Source organism: Pseudoalteromonas sp. GW168-MNA-CIBAN-0100 (genome assembly GCF_040309225.1).
Taxonomy (GTDB): Bacteria; Pseudomonadota; Gammaproteobacteria; order Enterobacterales; family Alteromonadaceae; genus Pseudoalteromonas; species Pseudoalteromonas arctica.
This window is the reverse complement of sequence record NZ_JBEOOL010001111.1, coordinates 1-236: the sequence shown is the minus strand read 5'-3', so window position 1 is coordinate 236 and position 236 is coordinate 1. Positions and strand designations below refer to the sequence as shown.

Annotated in this window: 1 protein-coding gene; it reads left to right on the top strand. The window is 32.2% G+C overall.

Annotated elements, in window-relative coordinates:
• On the top strand, positions 1–236 hold a 236-nt coding region (locus AAEY62_RS24810; protein WP_350637157.1), incomplete at both ends, for a hypothetical protein.

The window sequence follows — 236 nt, the reverse complement described above, 5'->3', positions numbered from 1 at the left end:
TTTTTTGGTGTCATCGCATCATTAACACATACTGCAGCCGTGGTTGTTTGTGCAATTTATTTTGTTGTTTATTATGTTACGGCCTCTGATGAAAGAAGTAATAGATACAAAATTTTATATGTCGTTATGGGCTCTGCGGCAATATCAATATTATACCTTTTAGTTTATTACGCCACATTTACCAATTATGAAGAATTAGATGATAGAGGTTCAGGAATACTATTTAAGCTTTTAGA